Here is a 14,676-nt window from a genome sequence, read left to right as displayed (position 1 = left end):
CATGAGCCAGACATAACGAACTTTTCATGTCAGAATTCTTCCCATTTGCCAGCGGACTTCGTGCCCGTTTTACGCGCCGGCGCCGGCTTGCCGCCGCCTACGGCCTTCAAGAGCGGGCGCGCTGCCGGTGACGAGTGCGCTTTTGCAGCCGGGCTCGGCGCGGCGCGTATATTTTCCTGGCCGGTCTGAAAACTGTCAATCATCTCCGCCAGACGCTCCGTTTCCTCGGAAAGCGAATGCGCTGCCGCGGTCGATTCCTCGACCATAGCCGCATTTTGCTGGGTGACCTGGTCCATTTCGCCGACGGCGATATTGACCTGATGAAGCCCGGTCGCTTGTTCCCCGGCGCTTGTCGCAATGTTGCCGACGATCTGGTTGATTTCGACCACCTGCTCGACGATGCGCTGAAGCGCCGTGCCGGTCGCCTCGACCAGATGCACACCCTGGTCGACTTGCGCCGACGAGGCCGAGATGAGTCCCTTGATTTCTTTCGCGGCTTCCGCCGAGCGCTGGGCCAGGCCGCGGACCTCCATGGCCACGACGGCGAAGCCGCGTCCCGCATCGCCGGCACGGGCCGCCTCGACGCCGGCGTTCAAAGCCAGAAGATTGGTCTGGAAAGCGATTTCGTCGATGACGCTGATGATCTGGCCGATCTGGCGCGACGACTTCTCGATGCCACCCATGGCACCCATCGCTTCATGCACGACAGCGCCGGCTTTTTCCGCTTCCGCCTTTGCCGCCGAGACCGCGTCGCGCGCGTGGGTTGCGCCCTCGGCCGTCAGTTTGACGGCCGCCGTAATCTGGTCGAGAGCGGCCGCGGTTTCCTCGAGGCTCGCAGCCTGTCTTTCACTGCGACGTGAGAGGTCGTCTGCGGCGACCGCAATCTGCTCGGTCCCGGCGCGGATGGCTTGCGTCGTCGCGCTGATCCCCAACATGGTTTGCTGCAACTTCTCCATCGATCCGTTGAAATCGGCGCGCAGTTGCTGATATTCCGCCGGAATGTCATCGGCCAGCCGGTAGGTGAGATCACCGTCGGAAAGCGACGACATGGCGTTGCCGACCGAGCCGGAGACGTTCGTGCGTTCCTGCGCGAGCACCGCGGCTTCCGACCGCGTGCGGGCGGCTTCGGCCGCGGTGAGATAGGCAGAAATCGCGAGGTCCATATCGAGCATCGTTGCCTTCACCAGCGCGCTCAATTCGCCGGCGATCTGCTGAACCGGCAACGGCTTCAGATTGAAGCCGCGCTTTGCCAGACGCTCCTCGAGGATCTTGCCGATGAGCGCTTCCATGACCAGGGCATAGCCGCCGATATACCAGCGCGGCGCCAGGCCGATCGCCGCATGGACCTCGCCCACGGCGGTGGCGCCTCTCACATAGTTACTGTCGAAACGGCCGCTCGAAATCGCGTCCCAATGCGCGAGCTGCTTGCTTTTGACGCCGGCGATTTGGCTCTCGGCCGCGAAGAATTTGGCCGTTTCCGGAAACGCGCGGATTTGCGCATAGACGATGTCGAGCGCGGCGGGCAATTCCCGCATGATGATGGTCTTGGCAGCCTGGATATTCGCTTGTGCCTCGGGCCCAAGCTTCATGAATCTGAGTTGATCGGCCAATGCGTCCGTTGACATAATCCGCCCCCAATAAAGCACTTCGGATTGCCGCGGAGCTTTTCGCTCGCGGCGCATACGCGCTTTCAACTGACGCAGAGCACGCTTCTTGCACGAATCAATGCAGCAAATAGCTTCGCTTATCTGTGGACGCGAAAGCGTTACGGTCTATGTCAAACACTCGGATTGACGCAGTTTTTCAACAAGAGTTCTAAACATATCACGAATATAAAGAGATTTATACTTATGTTGCGAACATAGATTGCGAGTTATTTCTTGAAAAGGAAGGCGATGCTGCGAACGGCGGCGTTGCCTTTTCACCCGATCCCGTGCTTATCCCGGCGGCGAAGTTTCCACTGTCAGAGGGGAGCAATGTTTCTTAAACACCTTTACGAAGGAGGCCGGCCTTGCTCCGCTTGCCCCGCAGGTTATCCGCCGTTCTGCCGCTCGCTGGTCAATCCGAAAAACGAACATAATGATCCGCGGCGACTCGAGGTTGCGCAAGATTTCGATGTCATTGAACCGCACCGGAACATCTATCTCCGCAACGCCAGGACCGACGACATCTATGTTATGTGCGACGGCTGGGCGTTTACATTTTTGCAAACCGCCGATGGGCGGCGCCAGATTGTCTCGTTCCTGGTTGGCGGCGATTTTTTCGCTTGCGAGTTATTGATCGAACAAAATTCGGGCTTGTCGCTGCGTACCCTGACGAAGTCTCTCTTCTGCCGGATGCCGCGCGCACAGGTGCGGGAGCAGGTTCTCAAATCGGACGAGACGTTGAATATCGTCGGCAAGATCTGCATCGCCAATGAAAGGGCGAAAAATGATCTGCTGCTCGATCTCGGGCGTCGCAACGCGGACGAACGTGTCGCGCACTTGATTCTGACCCTGACCGAGCGTCTCGACCGGCTTGGTACGACTCGCGACGGCAATTACCCGTTTCCGTTGCGCCAGCAAGATATCGCCGACGCCACCGGACTGACGCCGGTCCATGTCGGCCGGATGATTTCCAAATTCCGCGAATTCGGATGGATCGAATTATCCGCCGGCCATTTGCGTATCCTCAATCGGGGCGAACTGGTTCGTCTCGGCCGCATCGAATTAAAGCGCGCGTTGCGGCAGCTTAATCCTGTATGGCGAGCCGGTAGCCGACGCCCGTTTCGGTGAGGATATGCCGTGGCCGTTCGGGGTCGGCCTCTATTTTCAGCCGCAAGGCGCGAATATACATTCGCAGATATTGCACGTCCGTGTCGCCGCCCCAGACTTCGCGCAAGATGAAGCGGTGGGTCAGAACCTTGCCGGCGTGGGCGATGAGCAGGCGCAGGACATCATATTCGCGCGGCGAGAATTTCACCTCCTGGCCGCGCACCGTGACGATCCGCCGGACGAGATCAGCGGTCAGATCGCCGCTGCGGAAAATGGCTTTTTCGCCCTGCTGTTGAAGGCGATGGCGTTGCGCGGCGCGGATGCGCGCCAGGAGTTCGTCTATGCCGAACGGCTTTGTCACGTAATCATCGGCTCCGAGATCAAGCGCCTCGACCTTCAGCCCCTCGGCCTCGCGGCCTGAAAGAACGATGATCGGCAGGGTTGCGCCTTCCGCCCGTAATTTGCGGATGATGTCGAGCCCATCCATATCCGGCAGTCCGAGGTCGAGCACGACCACATCGGCCGCCTTGGCCCGGATCGCCTCGATTGCGCTAAGGCCATCCCTGGCTTCGGAGACGACATAGCCTTGCGTCGCCAGACTCGCCCGCACGAAGCGCAAAATGGCGGGTTCGTCGTCGACCAGCAGCACACGCACCGGCGCTGAGAGCGTGCTCATGCGAGGGCCTCCACCTTTGGGGCTGGCGGAACCGGAAACTTCAGCGTGAAAATGGCGCCCGACCGGTCGGTGCGATTGGCGGCTGTGATCGTGCCGTTCATCGCTTCGACGAAACCCCGGCAGATGGCGAGCCCAAGGCCGGTGCCGACCCGCTGGCGATCGCCGCGGTGAACGCGGTAGAACTTGTCGAAAATCTGCTCATAGTCGGCCGGCGGAATGCCTTCGCCCTCGTCGGCGATGGTGATCGCGACCTTTTCGCCTTCGCGCCGGGCCGTGAGGGTGATCGTGGAGCCGGGCGGCGCATATTTGGCGGCATTATCGAGCAGATTGAACAGGACCTGTTCCATGAGCACCACATCGAGAGACAGCATCGGCAGACCCGCCGCGACGTCCGTCTCGATCTTATCATCCTTGAGGATCTTCTGCGCCCTTTGCAGGGCCGCGCCGACGAGGTCCGAAATATCCACCAGATCGGCATTGGGTTTGAGCGACCCCGATTCCAGCCGCGTCATATCGAGCAGATTGCCGATGAAGCGATTGAGCCGCTCGCCTTCTTCCTGAATGGTACGCAGCAATGTCATGCGCGCCGGGGCATCGAGTTCTTCGCCATGCGCGACAAGGCTCGTCGCGGAGCCGATGATCGACGCGAGCGGCGTCCGCAAATCGTGCGAAATGGAGGTCAGCAGAGCCTGCCGCAGCCGGTCAGTCTCCTCCGCCAGCCGCGCCTTTTCGATATCCGCCGCGAGATGAATGCGCTCGATTGCCAGCGCTGCCTGATCGGACAGAGAGTCGAGAAGACGTGCATTCTCCGGTCGCAGCAAAGGCCCGGGGCGGTCGGAATCGATGCCGATCACGCCGATGGCGCCGCGCCCGGTCCGTATCGGAATGAAAAGCCGCTTGGCGCCGGGCAATGTATCGGCGCCGCGGCCGGCCGCGTGATTTTTCTCGAAGCTCCATTGCGCGGCGGCAAGGTCGGCCGCGTCGAGCTGATCCTCCGGGGGATAGCCGCCCGCGAGTTCCAGCCGGCCTTCCTTCGGCAGCAACAGGACGACATTCACCTTCAGGAGCAGTGCGATCTCGTAGACGCTCGCCCAGACGACGTCGTCGAGCGAGGCCGCGCTGGCAAGCTTGCGGCTGAAAAGATAAAGCTCCTCGGTGATGCGGGCGCGTGTGCGTGCGGCGATCGCTTGCGCCCGCAAACGCGCGGCGAGATTGCTGGCGATGACGGCGACGATCGCGAAGACGATAAGCGTAACGACATTTTCCGGAGCGGTGATCGTGAAGGTGTAAAACGGGGGCAGGAAAAAGAAATTATAGGCGAGCACGCCGAATAAAGCGGCGACGAGCGACGGAAAAAGCCCGTAGCGCACGGCGCTCGCCAAAACGCCGATAAGGAACACCAGGGCGACGCTGGTGATGCCCAGCGCCTCGCGCAAAACAAACGCGAACAGCCCCGCCGCGGCAACGAGGCCGAGGCTTTTGGCATAGGCTGCCCAATCGCGTGAGGGATGCGGCGGGGTGAAGCCGAGTGGGTTCGCCTTCCGCCGCGACTCCATCGAGGCAATGTGAATATTGATATCGCCGGCATTCCGGATGAGCTTTTGCGCCGTCGAGCCGCGCAGGAAGCTGAGCCAATCGGACTGGCCGGTCTGCGCGACGAGGATATGTGTGACATTATGCGTCTGCGCATAGTCGAGGATGGTGGCGGCGGCATCCTCGCCGGGCAACGTCACCGCGACACCGCCGAGGCGTGTGGCAAGTTGCTGGGCCTCGGCGATGGCGTTGCGCTGCGCCTCGTCGGCGCGCAGATCGCGCGATGTCTCGACATGAAGCGCGGTCCACGGGGCGCGCAGAAGTTCGGCGAAGCGCCGCGCCCGGCGCACCAGAGCGGCGGCGCCGACACTGTCGATCGCGACCAGCAGGCGCTCGCCAGCCGGCCAAGGCCCTTCGATCGCATGTGAGCGCATATAGTCGAGCATTTGCGCATCGACCCGCTGCGCCGTCCGGCGCAAGGCGAGTTCGCGCAAAGCCGTCAGATTGCCGCGCGAAAAATAATTGTCGATCGCCCGTGCGGCGCGATCGCCGATATAGACCTTGCCTTCGCGCAGCCGGGCGATGAGGTCATCGGGCGTGAGATCGATGACTTCGATATCGTCGGCATTGTCGACAATCGAATCCGGCACCATCTCCCGCACGCGCGTGTGCGTTATGCGGGCGACGACATCGTTCAGGCTTTCGATATGCTGGATGTTGACCGTCGTATAGACATCGATCCCCGCGGCCAGCAATTCCTCGACATCGAGATAGCGTTTGGGGTGGCGGCTCTCCGGAGCGTTCGTATGGGCAAGCTCATCGACCAGGACGAGACGCGGGTGCCGCGCCAGAATGGCATCGATGTCCATCTCGGTCAGGACGCGGCCCTTGTAGAGGATGTTCCGCCGCGGGATGACCTCAAGGCCGGCAAGGAGTTCTTCCGTCTCCTTGCGGCCGTGGGTCTCCACAACGCCCACCACCACATCCACGCCCTCGCGGTGCTTCGCCCGGGCGGTGAGCAGCATTTCATAGGTCTTGCCGACGCCCGGCGCGGCGCCGAGGAAGATCTTCAGCCGCCCGCGGCTGCCGGTCTCGGCTTCGCGGAGCAGGGCCTCGGGCGAGGGCCTTTTGTCGCCTGACGCAATGTCCATTCCGCTTGATCATACTCCATCGCGCCGGAGCCTAGGACTTTTTCAGTGCGTCAAGGGCGAGGTTCAGGTTGAGAACGTTAACATGCGGCTCGCCGATTACGCCGAGGAGCCGCTCTTCGATATGTGCGGCGACGAGCGCCTTCAGGTCCGCCTCCGGGATGTTCCGTGTCTTGGCGATGCGCGGAACCTGGAAATAGGCAGCCGCCGGCGTGATGTCGGGATCGAGCCCGCTGGCAGACGTCGTGACGAGATCGACAGGCACCGGCACGGAGGGGTTCTCCTTATGAAGCGCCGCCGCGTCACCCTGAACGCGCTGGATCAGGGCCTTCGACGTCGGGCCGAGATTGGAGCCGACCGAATTGTCGGCTGCATAGGGCACGGCAATCGTCTTGGTCGGATCCTTCGGGTCCGGCTCGCTCGTCGCCGAGGGGCGACCGTGGAAATATTTGTCGCTCACGAAATTCTGGCCGATCAGCGACGAGCCGATTACTTTGCCGCCACTCTCGATCAGGCTGCCGTTTGCCTGATGTGGAAAGAGAACCTGGGCGATGCCGGTCATACCGAGCGGGTAGGCGAGGCCGGTGATGATCGTCATCAGTACAATCATCAGAATGGCGGGACGGATTTGCTTCAACATTGGAGTTACCTCACGCAAGGCCGATGGCGGAAACCGCCATGTCGATGAGCTTGATGCCGATGAACGGCACGATGATGCCCCCGAGTCCGTAAATCAGCAGATTGCGGCGCAGGATGTGGGCGGCGCCGAGCGGGCGATAGGTGACGCCTCTGAGCGCCAGCGGCACCAGAGCGATGATGATCAGCGCATTGAAGATAATGGCCGACAGGATCGCGCTCTGCGGCGTATGCAGGTGCATGATGTTCAGCGCCTGAAGCTGCGGATAGAAGGCGAGGAACATGGCCGGGATGATGGCGAAATATTTGGCCACATCATTGGCGATCGAGAAGGTCGTCAGCGCGCCGCGCGTCATGAGCAATTGTTTGCCGATTTCGACGATTTCGATGAGCTTGGTCGGATCGCTGTCGAGGTCGACCATGTTGCCAGCCTCGCGCGCCGCCATCGTGCCGGTGTTCATGGCGACGCCGACGTCGGCTTGCGCGAGGGCGGGCGCGTCGTTGGTCCCATCGCCGCACATGGCGACGAGCTTGCCCTGGGCCTGCTCCTGACGAATGAGCTTCAGCTTGGTCTCGGGGGTCGCCTGAGCGAGGAAGTCATCGACCCCGGACTCGGCGGCGATCGCCGCGGCGGTCAGCGGATTATCGCCGGTGATCATGACCGTGCGGATGCCCATGCGGCGCAATTCCTGGAAGCGCTCCTTGATACCGCCTTTGATAATGTCCTTCAGGTGGATGACGCCGAGCAGGCGTCCGTCCTTGGCGACGGCGAGGGGCGTCGCGCCCGCCTTGGCGATCTCATCGGCCTTGGCGGTCAGTTCGCGCACGGCCGCTTCAATGTCGGCCTTGGTCTGGCCGCGCACATAGGCGATTACGGCGTCGACCGCGCCCTTGCGGATCGAGCCTTCGCCGCTGTCGATGCCGCTGATCCGCGTCTGCGCCGAGAAGGGGATGAACTTCGCCTGCAGGCTGGAAAAGTCGCGGCCGCGAATACCCTGCTTCTCCTTGGCGAGGACGACGATCGAGCGGCCTTCCGGTGTCTCGTCGGAGAGCGAGGCGAGCTGCGCGGCGCTTGCGAGGTCCGCCTCGCTGACGCCGGTGAGCGGAATGAAAGCCGTCGCCTGCCGGTTGCCGAGCGTGATCGTGCCGGTCTTGTCGAGCAGCAGCGTATCGACATCGCCCGCCGCCTCGACGGCGCGGCCGGACATGGCCAGCACCTTGAAGCGAACCAGCCGGTCCATGCCGGCGATACCGATGGCCGAGAGCAGGGCGCCGATCGTCGTCGGGATCAGCGTCACGAACAGCGCGACAAGCACGAGAACCGTGGTCGAGCCGCCGGCGTAAGACGCAAAGCTCGGGATTGTCGCAACGGCGAAGACGAAAATGATCGTCAGGCCGGCGAGCAGGATGTTGAGCGCGATCTCGTTCGGGGTCTTCTGCCGTTCGGCGCCTTCGACGAGCGCGATCATGCGGTCGAGGAACGTCGAGCCCTGCGCGGCGGTGATCTTCACCTTGACCCAGTCGGAGATCACCAGCGTACCGCCGGTGACCGCCGACCGGTCGCCGCCACTTTCGCGGATGACCGGCGCGGATTCACCCGTGATCGCCGATTCATCGACCGAGGCGACGCCTTCGATCACGTCGCCGTCACTGGGGATGAGATCGCCGGCTTCGACCAGCACGATGTCGCCCGGCTTCAGCGAGACGGCTGGCACCGAACGCCAGTCCGTGCCTTTGTTCTCCGCCCCATTGGCAAGGCGTAAGAGCTTGGCGTTGGATTCCGTCTTGCTGCGCCGCAGAGTCGCTGCCTGCGCTTTGCCGCGGCCTTCGGCCACCGCTTCGGCGAAATTGGCGAAGAGCACGGTGAACCACAGCCAAAGGATGATCTGGAAGGCAAAGCCATAATGGCCATGCCCCAGAGCAACGTCGCGGAGGAAAAGGATCGTGACAAGCGTCGCGACAACCTCCACCGTGAACATCACCGGGTTACGGATCAGCAGGCGGGGGTCGAGTTTCCTAAACGAGTCGCCGATGGCGGTAATGAGAATCTGCGGGTCGGCCGAACCGGCGACGGGCATCCTCGTACGAGTGGACTGGTCCATGGATTGCCTCTTGGATTAATAGAGCGTGCCGGCGTTCATCGCGAGATGTTCGACGATCGGGCCGAGCGCCACGGCGGGGAAATAGATGAGACCGCCGGTGATCAGGATGACGCCGATGAGCAGGCCGACGAAGAGGCCGCTGTCGGTTGGGAACGTGCCTGCCGAGGCCGGGACGATCTTTTTCGCCGCGAGAGAACCTGCGATCGCGAGCATCGGAACGATCATCAGGAAGCGCCCGATGAACATCGCGAGACCCAGCGTCGAGTTGTAGAACGGCGTGTTGGCTGTGAGGCCCGCGAAGGCGCTGCCGTTATTGCCGGTCGCCGACGTGAAGGCATAAAGAATCTCGCTGAAGCCATGCGGCCCGGCGTTTTCCGGTCCGGCGAGCCCTGCGGGCAGCACTGTCGCGAGCGCGGTGAAGCCGAGGATCGAGAACGGCAGGATGAGAATGGCGAGCATCGCCATTTTCACTTCCTTCGAATCGATCTTCTTGCCGAGATATTCGGGCGTGCGGCCGACCATCAGGCCGGCGATAAACACGGCCAGGATGGCGAAGATCAGCATCCCGTAAAGGCCGGAGCCGACGCCGCCGAAGACGATCTCACCCAGCATGATGTTCACCATCGGCACGAGACCACCGAGCGGCATCAGGCTGTCGTGCATCGTATTGACCGCGCCTTCCGAGGCATCGGTCGTCACCGTCGTGAACAGAGCCGAATTGGCAATGCCGAACCGGACCTCCTTGCCTTCCATATTGCCGCCGGCCTGGAGCGCCGAAGGCTCCTGGTCGACATGGAGTGCAGTAAAGGAGGGATTGCCCGGCGCTTCGGAATGATAAACGGTCGTAATGCCAGCGAGACAAAGAACGCCCATGACCGCGAAGATCGTCCAGCCCTGGCGCTGATTGCCGACCATCCGGCCGAAAACATTGGTCAGCGCCGCGCTGATCACGATGATCTCGACCATCTCGATGAAATTGGTCAGCGCGTTGGGGTTTTCGTAGGGATGCGCGGAATTGACGTTGAAGAAGCCACCGCCGTTGGTGCCGAGCATCTTGATGACTTCTTGCGAAGCGACGGGTCCCTGCGCGATGACTTGCTTCACGTCTTCCAGCGTCGTCACCGTCGTATAGGGGTTGAGGTTCTGCGGCATCCCCTGCCAAACGAAGAACAGCCCGACGACGATCGCGGCCGGCAAAAGGATGTAGAGGACGCAGCGGGTCATATCGATCCAGAAATTGCCGATCGATTGCGCCGAGCGGCGCGCAAAGCCGCGAACCAGGGCGATCGCGAGTGCAATTCCGGTCGCCGCGGACAGGAAATTATGCACCGTCAACCCGGCCATCTGCGTGAAATAGCTCATGGTCGTTTCGGGCACATAGGATTGCCAGTTGGTGTTGGTGATGAAACTTACCGACGTGTTGAAGGCGAGGCTCTGCTCGACAGCGCTCTGACCTTGCGGATTGAACGGCAGGACGCCTTGCAGCCGCTGAATGGCATAAAGCGCGACGAAACCCGCCGCGCTGAAGAATGCCATCGCGATCGCGTAGGTGACCCAATGTTGCTCTTCGGCTTCGTTGACGCCGCAGACCGTGTAGATGGCGCGCTCCACCGGTCTCAAGACAGGTGAGAGGAACGTCCGCTCGCCTGAAAAGACGCGCGTCATGTAATAGCCAAGCGGCTTCGTCATCGCGATGATCAGCACCGAATAAAGGGAGATCTGAATCCATCCGTTCATGGTCATCTGGATGCTCCTCAGAATCGCTCAGGGCGCACAAGCGCATAGACGAGATAGGCGAGGATGAAGATCACGGCGAGACCGCCGAGCGCGTAGTCGATAATCATGGCTGGCTCACAATCTGTCGCAGACGAAAACGTAAAGCGTGAGGATCACGAACGCGGCGATGCCGATCGCGAGATAGAGAATGTCAAAGAGCATGCGAACGATCTCCTGGCGGCGCACGGCGGCCACGCTCAGAAGCATCGATCGATTTCGCCGACCTGGGCTCTGCGTGACTTACGCGAGGATTTGGCGCAAAGCGCATATAGGTTCGAGCGCTCTTCGCAGGTGCGGAAATATAAATCTCATATATGCGGGCCGTATGAGGGCGTGCGCATGATGAGTTTGGCCCGCCGCATCATCGATTTTTGATGAGGATCAAGGTCGCTGCTGGATTTTCGGGATAACGGACGCAAATGCGTTCGATCTATGCGCTCGCCGAGCGCAACGTGCCGCGTTACACATCCTACCCGACCGCGCCGCATTTCTCCGATGCCGTGGGGCCGGAGGCTTATGCGCACTGGCTTGGCGCTCTGACGCCCGATGCGGACCTCTCGCTTTATATCCACGTCCCTTATTGCACGGACATCTGCCTTTACTGCGGCTGCCACACTAAAGCGGTGCGGCGCCGGGGGCCGATCGACCGCTACGCCGAACGGCTGGTCGGCGAGATCGAACAGGTCGCGCAGGCGCTCGGCCGGCGCCGGGTCACGCATCTGCATTGGGGCGGCGGCACGCCTTCGATTCTGGGGCCCGAATGGCTCACGGCCATTGCCGACCGGATCGGCGCGGCCTTTGATCTTTCGACGCTCGTCGAGCATGCGATTGAACTCGACCCGAGGCATTTGTCGGCCGAACTCGCGGGTGCGCTGGCCGAGATTGGCGTCAATCGCGCAAGCCTTGGGGTGCAGGATTTCGCGCCACAGGTGCAAAAGGCGATCGGCCGCATCCAGCCCTTCGCACAAGTCGGGCGCGCGATCGGCGCGCTGCACGGTGTCGGCATCGAGAACATCAATATCGATCTGATGTATGGCCTGCCGCACCAGAGCATCGAGGACGCTGCGGAAAGCGCCCGGCTGGCTGCGCTGCTCTCGCCGCAGCGGATCGCTCTATTCGGCTTTGCTTATGTGCCCTGGTTCAAAACCCACCAGAAGCTGATCGAGGCGGATGCATTGCCGGGCGCGGCGGAAAGACTCGAACAGGCGCGGGCGGCAGCCGATACGCTGGCGTCGCTTGGTTATGTCGCTGTCGGTCTCGATCATTTCGCGCTGCCTGACGATCCGCTTGCGGAAGCGGCGCGAAGAGGAAGCCTGCATCGCAATTTTCAAGGCTATACGGTTGATGATGCCGAGGCGCTGATCGGCCTTGGCGCCTCGGCCATCAGCAGACTGCCGCAGGGATTCGCGCAGAACGCGGTCGATGTGGCGGGCTATTTACGGAATATCGAGGCGGGGCGCTTGGCGACGGTGAAGGGCTACGCCTTTACGCCAGAAGACAAGCGGCGCGCTGCGGTCATCGAACGGCTGATGTGCGATCTGGCCATCGATCTCGATGAGGTTCCCGGCGATTATTCCGCTGAAATCGCGGCCTTGCAGCCGCTGGCCGAGAACGGGGTGGTGGCAATTGACGGGCGCCGCCTGGCGATCACCGAGCAGGGGCGTCCGTTCCTGCGTCTCGTCGCCGCTGCCTTCGATGCTTATCTGCCGGCCAATGCGGCGCGCCATTCGGCGGCGGTCTAGCGCCGCGCGCAGCTATTTTAAGATGCCTCCGGCAGCAAGGCGACATTGGCGAGATCCTGCTCCCGATGCACCGTCAAGCGTTCGCGCGAAAGTGAAATGAGGCCCTCGCGCCGCAGCGCGCCCAATGTCCGGCTCGCGTGCGTGACTGTGATGCCGAGCGCGTCCGCGACATGAGCGAGACTCAGCGGGAAGTGAACGACATTGCCTTCGGCAAAGCCCCGCTCCTTCAATTCCTTATAGAGCGAAAGAAGCAGCCAGGCCGTGCGCTCTTGCGAATTACGCTGGTTGATCTCCGCCAGCCGCGCTTCGCTGCGCACCAGCCCCGCCGTGCAGGTGACCTCGATGCGCCGTGTCGCCTCGCTGGAAACTTCCTGACGGCCGAAATCCTTCAGCGCGAAAGTGCAGAGCATCGCCTCGGTCAGGGCGTGGACCGTATAGGGAAGGCGCGGCAGGAAAAGCAGGGGAAGCAGCACAGGGTCGCCGGGCAGCAGGAACTCCATGATCTGCCGCCGCCCGTTGGGCAGCACGGTGAACCGGAAGGCCCAGCCTTCGCGTAGGATATGCACTTGGCCGCCGACATTGTCTTTGTGATAAATCGAGCGGCCCTTGCGGCAGAGATACATGCCAACGCCATCGCGCGCGATTGGGGTCTGCTTGCCGAGCGCTCCGCATATTTCCGCCATCGGGCATCGCGCGCAGACACGTAGGGTTTGAGAATTCGCAGTCATTATTGCCGGTTTCCAAATTCCAAGTGCCAATTCCAAGCGTCATTCGCGACATTTGCCGCCCAACTCCCGTTGGGCGGGAACTTTTCCACTCACGCGCGGCGCGAACGATAATGATCACAAAGACTTTCAGTGGGTCTTGCACTTTGTCAATGATCCAGATCAACGAAATTGCGAGTCATTGCGCGTTGGGGAAACTATTCTCTTGGTCCGCGAAAATATTGCGAAATGTCAAACACAAAGATCGCCCATGCGCTGCGACCTGTCGCACTAGTCACGGTGCGCGTGACGTGTGATTCCAAGGTCGGCTTCCTTGGAGGCCAGGGTGTGAAACGTTCGCCTCGCAGCGGGCTTTTAGAAGTCAAAAATATGGTTAAGCCAAAACAGGTTATCCTCGGATCGGCTGCTCTCATGCTGATCTCGGGAGCGGCACAAGCTCACAATCCCTTCGAATTCCAGACGCCGGTGACGCCGATCGCGCGTGAGACGCTCTACGTCCACGACCTGTTTTTGACGATCGCTGGCATCCTCTTCACGATCGGGTTCGGCTTCCTCCTCTTCGCGGTAATCCATTATCGCCGCGGCCGCGGACACACGCCGGCGACCTTCACGGCGCCCAGGACGCCGCTGCAATGGGCGCTCTCGGCTCTGCCGATCCTGACGCTCATGTTCATCGACTATATTGTGATGGGCATCCCAGCCTATCACGCGGTTCTCAGCCTCGCCGACACGCGCAACGACGCAGCGCTCGTCATCAAGGTGACGGGCAGCCAGTGGCGCTGGCACTACGATTATCCGGATCAGGGCATTTCCTTCGTCAGCAATCTGTCGACCTCGGAGGCCCAGCGCGACAGCGGCGCGCCGACCGATTCGAACTATCTGCTCGAAGTCGACAAGCCGCTGGTTCTGCCGGTCGGCGAGAAGGTTCGCGTTCTGCTGACCTCCACGGACGTGATTCACGCTTGGTGGATTCCCTCCTTCGGCATCAAGCAGGACGCCGTTCCCGGCTTTCTGCGCGAGACCTGGGTGAAAATCGACAAGCCCGGCGTCTATCGGGGGCAGTGCGCCGAACTCTGCGGCGTCGGCCATGCCTATATGCCGATCGTCGTCGAAGCGAAGTCGCAGGACGATTTCAAGAAGTGGGTCGCCGATGCGCAAGCGAGCGCGGCCCAGGCGGCGGCCGTGACGACCTTGAGCAAGGAAGACCTGCTGAAGCACGGGCAGCAGACCTACACGACCTATTGCGCGCTCTGCCACCAGCCGACGGGCCTTGGCCTGCCGGGCGCTTTCCCGCCGATCGCGGCTGGCAAGCCCTTCGCGGCGCCGCCGACCATGACGGATCTGCTCGCGCAGCGCGGCTTCTTCAAGAACGGCTTGATCGCCGAGGGCCCGGTGGACCAGCATATCCAGATCGTGCTGAAGGGCATTCCCGGCACGCCGATGCCCAACTTCGATGGGCAATTGAATGACGCCGATATCGCGGCCGTCATCACTTTCGAGCGCAACAGCTTCGGCAACCATACCGGCGACGTCGTGCAGCCTTCCACCGTGAAAGCGGCGCGCGGAAAATAATTGGCTTGAGAAG

Annotated in this window: 12 protein-coding genes; 3 read left to right on the top strand and 9 right to left on the bottom strand. The window is 61.8% G+C overall.

Annotated features, from left to right (window positions below):
- Nucleotides 1-29: 29 nt before the first annotated feature.
- On the bottom strand, nucleotides 30-1,625 hold the full coding sequence (locus tag CWB41_RS16450; protein ID WP_165203888.1) for a globin-coupled sensor protein: 1,596 nt from the start codon (nucleotides 1,623-1,625) through the stop codon (nucleotides 30-32).
- A 255-nt stretch (nucleotides 1,626-1,880) separates the two neighbouring features.
- Here CWB41_RS16450 and CWB41_RS00400 point away from each other — a divergent pair, with 255 nt between their 5' ends.
- Complete coding sequence (locus tag CWB41_RS00400) at nucleotides 1,881-2,774, top strand: Crp/Fnr family transcriptional regulator (protein ID WP_147301469.1); 894 nt, start codon at nucleotides 1,881-1,883, stop codon at nucleotides 2,772-2,774.
- Here the strand turns inward: CWB41_RS00400 and CWB41_RS00395 are convergent.
- The 7 genes from CWB41_RS00395 to CWB41_RS16445 are packed head-to-tail and all read right to left on the bottom strand — an operon-like array spanning nucleotide 2,731 to nucleotide 10,831.
- On the bottom strand, nucleotides 2,731-3,429 hold the full coding sequence (locus CWB41_RS00395; protein ID WP_115835933.1) for a response regulator: 699 nt from the start codon (nucleotides 3,427-3,429) through the stop codon (nucleotides 2,731-2,733). The genes CWB41_RS00400 and CWB41_RS00395 overlap by 44 nt on opposite strands.
- On the bottom strand, nucleotides 3,426-6,113 hold the full coding sequence (locus CWB41_RS00390) for a sensor histidine kinase (RefSeq protein ID WP_115835934.1): 2,688 nt from the start codon (nucleotides 6,111-6,113) through the stop codon (nucleotides 3,426-3,428). Before CWB41_RS00390 ends, CWB41_RS00395 begins: the two co-directional genes overlap by 4 nt.
- Nucleotides 6,114-6,144: 31 nt before the next feature.
- Nucleotides 6,145-6,750 carry a K(+)-transporting ATPase subunit C gene (locus tag CWB41_RS00385; RefSeq protein ID WP_115835935.1) on the bottom strand — a complete coding sequence of 202 codons (606 nt, stop codon included), beginning with the start codon at nucleotides 6,748-6,750 and terminating at the stop codon, nucleotides 6,145-6,147.
- Between the two features lie 10 nt (nucleotides 6,751-6,760).
- Nucleotides 6,761-8,848: a potassium-transporting ATPase subunit KdpB gene (gene kdpB, locus CWB41_RS00380; protein ID WP_425373904.1), complete on the bottom strand. Its 2,088-nt coding sequence runs from the start codon at nucleotides 8,846-8,848 to the stop codon at nucleotides 6,761-6,763.
- Nucleotides 8,849-8,863: 15 nt separating this feature from the next.
- On the bottom strand, nucleotides 8,864-10,591 hold the full coding sequence (gene kdpA, locus CWB41_RS00375; protein WP_115835937.1) for a potassium-transporting ATPase subunit KdpA: 1,728 nt from the start codon (nucleotides 10,589-10,591) through the stop codon (nucleotides 8,864-8,866).
- Between the two features lie 11 nt (nucleotides 10,592-10,602).
- Nucleotides 10,603-10,692 (bottom strand): potassium-transporting ATPase subunit F, encoded by a 90-nt coding sequence (locus CWB41_RS00370; RefSeq protein ID WP_115835938.1) that lies wholly within the window; start codon nucleotides 10,690-10,692, stop codon nucleotides 10,603-10,605.
- A gap of 7 nt (nucleotides 10,693-10,699) precedes the next feature.
- On the bottom strand, nucleotides 10,700-10,831 hold the full coding sequence (locus CWB41_RS16445; RefSeq protein WP_281024143.1) for a hypothetical protein: 132 nt from the start codon (nucleotides 10,829-10,831) through the stop codon (nucleotides 10,700-10,702).
- Nucleotides 10,832-11,043: 212 nt separating this feature from the next.
- Between CWB41_RS16445 and hemN the strand changes: the two genes are divergently transcribed.
- Nucleotides 11,044-12,366, top strand: a complete 1,323-nt coding sequence (hemN, locus tag CWB41_RS00365) for an oxygen-independent coproporphyrinogen III oxidase (protein ID WP_115835939.1) — start codon at nucleotides 11,044-11,046, stop codon at nucleotides 12,364-12,366.
- Nucleotides 12,367-12,383: 17 nt separating this feature from the next.
- Here hemN and CWB41_RS00360 read toward each other — a convergent pair whose 3' ends face one another.
- Complete coding sequence (locus CWB41_RS00360; protein WP_165203885.1) at nucleotides 12,384-13,049, bottom strand: Crp/Fnr family transcriptional regulator; 666 nt, start codon at nucleotides 13,047-13,049, stop codon at nucleotides 12,384-12,386.
- Nucleotides 13,050-13,460: 411 nt separating this feature from the next.
- On the opposite strand from CWB41_RS00360, the gene coxB reads away from it, so the two are divergent.
- Nucleotides 13,461-14,663, top strand: coding sequence for a cytochrome c oxidase subunit II (gene coxB, locus CWB41_RS00355; protein WP_207206619.1), 1,203 nt, complete (start codon nucleotides 13,461-13,463; stop codon nucleotides 14,661-14,663).
- Nucleotides 14,664-14,676: the final 13 nt, after the last annotated feature.

Source organism: Methylovirgula ligni (assembly GCF_004135935.1).
GTDB classification, from domain to species: domain Bacteria; phylum Pseudomonadota; class Alphaproteobacteria; order Rhizobiales; family Beijerinckiaceae; genus Methylovirgula; species Methylovirgula ligni.
Note: the sequence above shows the minus strand (reverse complement) of the source record. Positions and strands in the feature narration are given on the sequence as shown.

What these genes read in the sequence shown, in the direction of transcription:
- CWB41_RS16450 (WP_165203888.1), bottom strand. Translation starts at nt 1,625, where the DNA reads ATGTCAACGGACGCATTGGCCGATCAACTCAGATTCATGAAGCTTGGG.
- CWB41_RS00395 (WP_115835933.1), bottom strand. Translation starts at nt 3,429, where the DNA reads ATGAGCACGCTCTCAGCGCCGGTGCGTGTGCTGCTGGTCGACGACGAA.
- CWB41_RS00390 (WP_115835934.1), bottom strand. Translation starts at nt 6,113, where the DNA reads ATGGACATTGCGTCAGGCGACAAAAGGCCCTCGCCCGAGGCCCTGCTC.
- CWB41_RS00385 (WP_115835935.1), bottom strand. Translation starts at nt 6,750, where the DNA reads ATGTTGAAGCAAATCCGTCCCGCCATTCTGATGATTGTACTGATGACG.
- kdpB (WP_425373904.1), bottom strand. Translation starts at nt 8,848, where the DNA reads ATGGACCAGTCCACTCGTACGAGGATGCCCGTCGCCGGTTCGGCCGAC.
- kdpA (WP_115835937.1), bottom strand. Translation starts at nt 10,591, where the DNA reads ATGACCATGAACGGATGGATTCAGATCTCCCTTTATTCGGTGCTGATC.
- CWB41_RS00370 (WP_115835938.1), bottom strand. Translation starts at nt 10,692, where the DNA reads ATGATTATCGACTACGCGCTCGGCGGTCTCGCCGTGATCTTCATCCTC.
- CWB41_RS16445 (WP_281024143.1), bottom strand. Translation starts at nt 10,831, where the DNA reads ATGCTTCTGAGCGTGGCCGCCGTGCGCCGCCAGGAGATCGTTCGCATG.
- hemN (WP_115835939.1), top strand. Translation starts at nt 11,044, where the DNA reads ATGCGTTCGATCTATGCGCTCGCCGAGCGCAACGTGCCGCGTTACACA.
- CWB41_RS00360 (WP_165203885.1), bottom strand. Translation starts at nt 13,049, where the DNA reads ATGGCGGAAATATGCGGAGCGCTCGGCAAGCAGACCCCAATCGCGCGC.
- coxB (WP_207206619.1), top strand. Translation starts at nt 13,461, where the DNA reads ATGGTTAAGCCAAAACAGGTTATCCTCGGATCGGCTGCTCTCATGCTG.